Below are 7,687 nucleotides of genomic sequence, written 5' to 3'. Positions count from 1 at the left end.
CGCTGGAGGGTTTGAAATGAAAACAGTCATCGGTGTACTGGGTTTATCAATACTGGCGGCCATCGTGGGCGTGTTTGCTGCATCTGAGCTCCACGATAGGGCCATTGAGGCAGACGGCTCAAGTGACGTGATACGTGCGACCGCCACGGACGCGACACCCTCGCAACCTAGCCAGAAGATTCAACAGTGGGTTAATTACTAGGTCGAGCCCGCCGCTGAGAAGCGCCTGACGAAAAAAAACCCGGCACCTTGGCCGGGTAGAAGCCACCTCTCGATGGCCCGCTCAGGGGAGACATAGCGGGGGTTTTAAAGTCCACCCGTTTGAAATGTAGCCGCGACCTCAGAGCAACGTCTGGACGCTAGCGCACATAGCGGGGTTTGCGTCGCTTGCCGCCCCCTTGATCTCAGCCAACATGCTGTATCTAGCGTGCTTGGCAGGCAGTTAGAGCGGTTATACGGGCAGAGTATCACTGATTTTCAAGGCCCCCGAAAGGTCCCTTCTCTCTTGAATAAAACAGGCCAGTAGCCCCCGTAAATACTACATATGACGCTATAACTTTAATAGCAATCAAGATTCAACCTGCGGCCTTTATGAACGCGGCCACCGGGTCCAGCTGCTCGGGCACGTTGAGTGCCGGCGCGTGACCGCAGCCACTGACCTCGATCACCTGCGTCAGGCCCTTGCTGCCCGGGCCGCGGTGCAGCATCTGGTCGGTCGTCTCACGCAGCACCAAGTCCGAGTCAGCCCCGTGCAGACACAGCACCGGGATGTTGAGCGCGTCGTAATGGTCCCAAATCAAATAATCGTCGAGGTGGCTGATGAACTGCTGCACCATGGCCGGGTCGTAGTGCGGCGTGACACGGCCGTCCGGCAAACGGCGTGTGGAGGTTTCTGTCAATCGCCGCCACTGCGCGTCGCTCAAGACGCCGTAGGGCTTGTATACCTGTCGAAAGAACGCCTCCAGTTCCAGCACGGTGGCAAAAGCCGGTGGACTACCCGCATAAGCGCGAATGCGGTTGATGGCAGCCTCGGCCAGCTGCGGTGCGTTGTCGTTCAAGGTCAGGCTCTGGATGCGCTGCCGCATGCCGGGCTGGAACAAGCCCGCCGCGCAGACGGTGCCAATGGCGCCACCCATGGACGTACCCACCCAATGCGCCTTTTCAATCTGGAGCTGATCAAACAACTCTTGCGCGATGCGGGCATAAAACGACAGGCAGTACTCTTGCGCCGGCACCGGGCTCCATTGGCTCAGGCCGCGCCCGATGGTGTCCGGACAAATCACCCGGTAGCCACGCGCGCTCAGGTGCTCCGCCAGCTCATCCATGTCGCGTCCGGTGCGGGCCAGGCCGTGCCACGCGATCACGCTGCGCGCATGCTGCGCGCCCCACTCCGTGTAGTGAATTTCGCGCCCGGCGCAGGTGATGTAGTGGGAAGAAAACAGAGGATTCAGGCTCATGATTTACCTCCTGCGGCAGCGGCGCGCAAGCGCCCGACAACCCCGGTGGGAAAGTAGTAAACCGACAAAACAAACAACACACCGAGCCAGAGCAGCCAGCGGTCTGGCGACAGCAAGGCGGCCAGCCAGGGCAAGGACGAGGCCGCTTCACTGCCCAGCCGCAGCAAATCCTGCAGGTAGCTCTGCGCCACCAGGAACAGTGCGGCGCCGATGGCCGAGCCGTAAATCGTGCCCATGCCACCAATCACCACAATGAGCAGTACGTCCATCATGATTTCAAATGAGAGCGAGGTATCGGGCCCGTTGTAGCGCAGCCAGAGTGCCAGCATGGCGCCAGCCAGGCAGGCAAACAGCGCCGACAAAATGCTGGAGGTGGTGCGGTAGACCACGACGCGGTAACCGATGGCCTCGGCCCGAAACTCATTCTCACGGATCGCCTGCAGCACACGGCCAAACGGTGAATTCACGATGCGCAGCATCGCCAGCAAGAGCACCAGCGCCAGCGCAAACAGCAGGTAGTAGCACAGCAGCCGCCCGTCCAGCATGACCCCCAGAAAGGGCTGCGCCATGAATTCAAAACTAGGTGACAGCACTTCCGGTACTTTGAAACTCAGGCCGTCTTCGCCACCCGTGATGTCGGACAGTTGCGACGCCAGTGTCAAAAAGGCCGAGGCCACGGCCAGCGTGATCATGGCGAAAAAGATGGCCCGCACCCGCAACGAAAATAGCCCCACCAGCAGGGCCAGCACAAACGACAGCGCCAGTGAGGACACCAGCCCCACCGCCAGTGCCTCCCAGGTCGGCCCCATGCGGGTGGTGGCAACCGCGATGCCGTAGGCACCGATGCCAAAGAACATGGTGTGCGCAAAACTGACGATGCCGGTGTAGCCGAGCAACAAATCAAAACTGGCCACCAACACAATGAACACCAGCACTTTGGCCGCCACGTTGAGCGCCTTGACGCCCGGAAAAATAAAGGGCGCGCCGGCCAGTGCAATCAGCAGCACGACCAGCAAGACCGCCAGCACGCGGCTGCGCGGGAAATCATTGGAGAGGATTCTTTTCAGCATACGTCAACTCTCAAAAGTCATGGCTTTTTATCGGTTCGCCACCGGGTACACACCCTGCGGACGCCACAGCAGAATCGCTACCATCAGCGCAATGTTGGAAAACAGCGCCACTTTGGGCAGCAGGAAGCCGGTGTAGTTCGCCATCAGACCCACCAACAGGGCGCCAATCAAAGCACCGCCGGTCGAGCCCAGGCCGCCGATGATGATCACAATGAAGATCAGCACATTGACCTGCGCGCCCATTTGTGGCGTGACGTTTTGCTGGTACAGCCCCCACATGACGCCCCCCAGACCGGCGAGGGCGCTGCCGACCACAAACACACCGACAAACAGGCGCTTGATGCGGTAGCCGAGCGACTCCACCATCTCGCGGTCCTGCACCCCGGCGCGGATCAGTAGGCCAATCTTGGTCCGGCTCAGCGTCCAGGCCAGCACGGCAAAAACCACCAAGCCCACCACCATGGCCAGCAATCGGTACTTCTCAATGACGGCGTCGCCCAGCAGCACGGCGCCGCGCAGGCCTTCGGGCAGGGGCAAGGCAATTTGTGCAGGACCCCAAATCACCTTGATGAGTTCTTCACCAATGATCATGCCACCCATGGTGATCAAAATCTGCTTGAGGTGCTGCCCGTAGACCGGTCGCACAATGAAACGCTCAAAGGCCAGCCCGACGGCGCCTGATACCGCCATGGCCACCAGCATGGCGGGGAACACGGCCACCAGATTGCGCCACAGATCCTGCGAGCCCGTCCAGTCGCCCATCAGTCCCAGGACCGTGGTGGCGACAAACGCACCCAGCGCGATGAACACGCCATGTCCGAAATTCAGCACATCCATCAGGCCAAACACCAGGGTGAGTCCGGAGGCGATGATGAAGATGATCATGCCCATGGCGACGCCCGCCACCGTCAGTGTCAGCCAAGTCGAAGCCGAGCCGATAAAGGGCAGGACCAGCAGCGCCAGCAGGGGCACCAGCACCAGGGGCTTCCAGTCGAAGTCGATCTGTTTCATATCGCCAACCCCAGCAGCGCCTGCTGCAGTTCTTCGTCCTCGGCCAGTTCCTTCATCGAACCCGCGTGCACCACGCAACCGTTGTCCATCACGGCCACGCGATCCCCCAGCCGTTTGGCAAAATTGATGTTTTGCTCCACCAGCAAAATGGTGGTGCCGGTGGCCTTGAGTTGGGCAAAGGCGTCGATCATATTATTGATGATGGCAGGCGCCAGCCCCTTGCTGGGCTCGTCCACGATGAGCAGTTCGCGCGGCTCCACGATGGCGCGCGCTACCGCCAGCATCTGCTTTTGCCCCCCCGAGAGCTTGCCCGCCGGGTGATTCCAGAATTTCTCGACGGCAGGAAACAGCGAAAAAATCCACTTCAAACGCGTCTCGTCCATCTGGCTGGCGCGCTTGGCCTGGCGCGCGGCCAGCAGCATGTTTTCCTTGACGGTGAGGTCGGAGAAGATGCCCATGTTCTCGGGCACGTAGGCGATGTTCAGGCCGGCAATTTGTGGCGTGCTCAAGGCCGTGATGTCCTTGTCCCCAAACGTGATGCGGCCTTGGGACGCCTGCCACAGACCCATGATGGTGCGCAGCGTCGTGGTCTTGCCCGCGCCATTGCGCCCCAGTAGCATGGTGAGCTGGCCACGCGCCACCGCGAGATCCACCCCATGCAGGATATGGTAGGCGCCGATGTGGGTATGCACCCCCTCCAGCTTGAGAAGAGTGTCGCTCATGCGCCCTCCCCCGCCATGACCGGGGCCACACCCAAATACGCTTCCTGCACTATCGGCGAGGCAATGACTTCCGCTGGCTGACCATCGGCCACCAGCGAGCCGTTGTGCAGCACGATGATGCGGTCGGCCAGTTCGCGCACCACGTCCATCTTGTGTTCCACCAACAGAATGGTCTTGGTCTTGTCGTTTTTCAGCGCGCGAATCAGGTTGAGAATGACCGGCGCTTCTTCATGGCTCATGCCGGCCGTCGGTTCATCGAACATGAACACATCGGGTTCCAGCGCCATCAGCAAGGCGACCTCCAGCTTGCGCTGGTCACCGTGCGGCAAACTGGCCACCAGTGTGTGTTGTTTGTCGTTCATGGCCACGGCATCCAGAACTTCCTCGGCGAGCTGCGTCAAGGCCTTGTGATCGCTCCAGATGGTCCAGAGATTGAGGCCGCGCAAATGGGCCCCGGAACGTGCTGCCTGCACGGCCAGCCGCACGTTCTCCAGCACCGACAGGTTTGGAAACAGGTTGGTCAGCTGGAACGCCCGCCCCAGCCCGGCGCGGGTTCGGGCCGACGGACTCATGCCCGCCAGGCTGTTGCCGTTGAGCAGCACCTCGCCGTTTGTGGCCTTGATCTGGCCCGAGATAAGATTGAAATACGTGGTTTTGCCCGCCCCATTGGGGCCGACGATGGCGGTCAGCGTGCCGGGCCGGAAAACGCAGCTGACGGCATTCACCGCCACGTGTCCGCCGAAGCGAACCGTGAGTTCTTTGGTTTCAAGCATGTTTTAAAGCTCCCTTGATGGGGGGAGCGGCGTAGCGAGCGGGTCGAGAGCAAGGCGCACAGCGCGCAGAAACCGGAACGTACTCAGGTACGTGAGGATTTCGAGCACTGCGCAACGCCGCTATCGGCCTGCGCAGTAGCCGAGCACCTCATCAATTAGCGCTTGTTGCGGATGGGGATATTCATCTCTTCCGCCTTGATCTCGCGCACGAGTTCAGGCACGCCCCAGGCAAACGCCGGGTCCACCTTGATCTTGAAGTGGTACATGCTCTGCATGGCCTGGTGATCTTCCTTGCGGAAAGTCATCTTGCCTTTGGGCGTGTCAAAGCTCATGCCTTCCATGGTCTTGATCAGGGTGTTCGCTGTCGCATCGCCATTGGATTTCTTGAGCGCCGTGACCACCGCCATCGCGGCCGAGAAGCCACCGGCCGTGAAGAAGTCCGGCGGCGACTTGAACTGCTTGTAGTGCTGGGCCACCATGGCTTCGTTGACCGGGTTCTTCGGGATACCAAAGTAGTAATAGGCGGCACCTTCCATGCCCGGAAACTGCTTGTAAGCCGCCATGGCCGGCAAAATATTGCCTCCCGTGGCAATCTCGATGCCGTAACGTTTCAAATCCATATCGGCAATCTTGAACGGATTACCGCCGGCCCAGATGATGAAGATCACCTTGCGACCGGGTTGATCCTTGAGTTTGTCGATCAGTCGTTGCGCCCCGGCCGTGAAGTCGGTGGTGGCCGGCGGCAAATACTCTTCGTGGACCAGCTTGGCTTTTTTGATCGCTTCCTTGAAGGCCTTGACGCCGTCACGACCAAAAGCGGAATCTTGCGCCAGGGTGGCAATCGTGATGCCTGCCTTGTCGAGCGCCACCGCGTTGGAAATTGCATCCTGCGAACTATTGCGCCCGGTACGGAAAATGTACTTATTCCACTTCTCGCCCGTGATCGAATCGGCCACGGCCGGCTCGACCAGCAGGATTTTTTTGTATTCCTCGGCCACCGGCAACATCGCCAGCGCCACCGGCGAGGCGGTCGGGCCCACCGCCAGATCCACTTTGTCGTCGCCGTAGGCCGCAGCCAGCAAACTCTTGCCCAGGTCAGGCTTGCCTTGGTCGTCTTTTTCAATCACGACCAGTTTCTTGCCGGCCACCATCATGGTGCCGCCGGTGGCGTAATCCAGACCCATCATGAAGCCGGTCGCGGTTTGCTTGCCGTAGGCTTCCAGCGGGCCGGTCTTGCTGTAAATGTGGGCAATCTTGATTTCCTTGGATTGGCTGAAAGCCAGTGGGGAAGCCAGGGCACAGGCCAGTGCGGTAGCGGCCAGCGCGGTGCGCGCGACCCAAGTACGACGATGCATATTTGTCTCCTGTTATAACAATTAGTCTGAGAGACTATGCACCAACCATGCCAAATTGCAAGTCATTGATTTCATTGAAATAAAATTAAATTTCAATGAATATGTATGAAATATGTACATAATTAACGTCTTTATTTTAGACGTTATGTATTATTTTTATGCAACATCGTCGAGACGTCCATAAAGGGTTGCACGGGAAATCCCCAGCATTTTTGCGGCCGCCGCCTTGTTGCCGCGGGCTGCGGTCATGGCTGCTTCGATGGCTTGGCGCTCCAGCTCGGCCACCTGCTCGGCCAGGGGCCGGACCGTCGCGGTGACCGCCGACGCCGCCTCGCCTGGTGTAGCAAGCGCTGGCACCGGCTCCACCTGCGCAACGCCCGATTCACGCAGCACAGCTTGCAGCTGTGACGCAAGAATGCGATGCGAATCGCTGCGCATCGTGGCCTGCTCCAGCACGTTGCGCAACTCCCGGATATTGCCCCGCCACACTTGTGCCGACAACAGGGAAAGCGCGTCGGCACTGAGCTCGGGTGGCTGCGCGCCACTGCGCAAGGCCATGTCTTCACCCAGCACCTCCACCAAGGCCGGTATGTCCTCACGCCGCTCGCGCAAGGGTGGCACCCGAATCGGCAGCACATTCAGGCGATAGAACAGGTCTTCACGAAAGTTGCCTTCCCGCACCAGCTTGTTCAAATCGCGCGAGGTGGCGGCAATCACCCGCGCGTCAAAAGGCATGAGCTTGTTGGAACCCAGCGGTTCGATCTCGCCTTCCTGCAAGGCGCGCAGCAACTTGGACTGCAAGCCCAGCGGCATGTCACCAATCTCATCGAGAAACAGCGTGCCGCCATGGGCCAGCCGGAACTTGCCCTCGCGCCCCTTGCGGTCGGCACCGGTGTAGGCGCCAGGCGCCACGCCAAAAAACTCGGCCTCCAGCAAGGTATCGGGCACCGCCGCGATGTTCAAGCTGATGAAAGGGCCATCGGCCCGCGCAGAGGAGGCGTGAATCGCGTGCGCCAGCAACTCCTTGCCGGTGCCGGTTTCCCCCAGCAGCAGCACCGGGCTGGCGGTTTGCGCCGCCCGGCGCGCCTGCCGCTTGACTTCCACGGCGGCAGGACTGGCGCCCACAAAACTGGCAAACGTATATCTGGACTGGCGCTGGCCACTGCGCTGGCTTTTTTCCTGGCTGATGCGCTGGCTGGCCAGCTCACGCCGGGCATCATCCAGGTCGCGCTGCAACAGGGCGAACTTGCCCACCAGGGGCTGCAGGCTGGTCTCGGCATGGTCAAACAGCACGATACC

8 protein-coding genes are annotated in these 7,687 nt (G+C 60.3%); 1 reads left to right on the top strand and 7 read right to left on the bottom strand.

Annotated elements, in window-relative coordinates; all coding sequences use genetic code 11:
- The coding region (locus tag B3V69_RS03845; RefSeq protein WP_296443961.1) for a hypothetical protein at positions 1 to 202 on the top strand (202 nt) is incomplete at its 5' end.
- Between the two features lie 373 nt (positions 203 to 575).
- Here B3V69_RS03845 and B3V69_RS03840 read toward each other — a convergent pair.
- The 7 genes from B3V69_RS03840 to B3V69_RS03810 form a co-directional block, all read right to left on the bottom strand.
- Positions 576 to 1,457 (bottom strand): alpha/beta fold hydrolase, encoded by an 882-nt coding sequence (locus B3V69_RS03840; RefSeq protein ID WP_296443959.1) that lies wholly within the window; start codon positions 1,455 to 1,457, stop codon positions 576 to 578.
- The gene (locus tag B3V69_RS03835) at positions 1,454 to 2,527 is read right to left on the bottom strand and encodes a branched-chain amino acid ABC transporter permease (RefSeq protein ID WP_296443957.1); all 1,074 of its coding nucleotides are present in this window, start codon (positions 2,525 to 2,527) and stop codon (positions 1,454 to 1,456) included. The genes B3V69_RS03840 and B3V69_RS03835 overlap by 4 nt, the downstream gene beginning before the upstream one ends.
- A gap of 27 nt (positions 2,528 to 2,554) precedes the next feature.
- Positions 2,555 to 3,538, bottom strand: a complete 984-nt coding sequence (locus B3V69_RS03830; protein ID WP_296443955.1) for a branched-chain amino acid ABC transporter permease — start codon at positions 3,536 to 3,538, stop codon at positions 2,555 to 2,557.
- Positions 3,535 to 4,260 carry an ABC transporter ATP-binding protein gene (locus B3V69_RS03825; protein ID WP_296443953.1) on the bottom strand — a complete coding sequence of 242 codons (726 nt, stop codon included), beginning with the start codon at positions 4,258 to 4,260 and terminating at the stop codon, positions 3,535 to 3,537. Before B3V69_RS03825 ends, B3V69_RS03830 begins: the two co-directional genes overlap by 4 nt.
- The gene (locus B3V69_RS03820; RefSeq protein WP_296443950.1) at positions 4,257 to 5,033 is read right to left on the bottom strand and encodes an ABC transporter ATP-binding protein; all 777 of its coding nucleotides are present in this window, start codon (positions 5,031 to 5,033) and stop codon (positions 4,257 to 4,259) included. The genes B3V69_RS03825 and B3V69_RS03820 overlap by 4 nt, the downstream gene beginning before the upstream one ends.
- A 155-nt stretch (positions 5,034 to 5,188) precedes the next feature.
- On the bottom strand, positions 5,189 to 6,388 hold the full coding sequence (locus B3V69_RS03815) for a substrate-binding domain-containing protein (RefSeq protein ID WP_296443949.1): 1,200 nt from the start codon (positions 6,386 to 6,388) through the stop codon (positions 5,189 to 5,191).
- A 156-nt stretch (positions 6,389 to 6,544) separates the two neighbouring features.
- The coding region (locus B3V69_RS03810) for a sigma-54 interaction domain-containing protein (RefSeq protein WP_296443947.1) at positions 6,545 to 7,687 on the bottom strand (1,143 nt) is incomplete at its 5' end.

Source organism: Rhodoferax sp. UBA5149 (assembly GCF_002413825.1).
Lineage (GTDB): Bacteria > Pseudomonadota > Gammaproteobacteria > Burkholderiales > Burkholderiaceae_C > Rhodoferax.
Note: the sequence above shows the minus strand (reverse complement) of the source record. Positions and strands in the feature narration are given on the sequence as shown.

Bases quoted from the DNA above. Each gene is read 5' to 3' on its own strand.
- B3V69_RS03840 (WP_296443959.1), bottom strand. From the start codon at position 1,457: ATGAGCCTGAATCCTCTGTTTTCTTCCCACTACATCACCTGCGCCGGG.
- B3V69_RS03835 (WP_296443957.1), bottom strand. From the start codon at position 2,527: ATGCTGAAAAGAATCCTCTCCAATGATTTCCCGCGCAGCCGCGTGCTG.
- B3V69_RS03830 (WP_296443955.1), bottom strand. From the start codon at position 3,538: ATGAAACAGATCGACTTCGACTGGAAGCCCCTGGTGCTGGTGCCCCTG.
- B3V69_RS03825 (WP_296443953.1), bottom strand. From the start codon at position 4,260: ATGAGCGACACTCTTCTCAAGCTGGAGGGGGTGCATACCCACATCGGC.
- B3V69_RS03820 (WP_296443950.1), bottom strand. From the start codon at position 5,033: ATGCTTGAAACCAAAGAACTCACGGTTCGCTTCGGCGGACACGTGGCG.
- B3V69_RS03815 (WP_296443949.1), bottom strand. From the start codon at position 6,388: ATGCATCGTCGTACTTGGGTCGCGCGCACCGCGCTGGCCGCTACCGCA.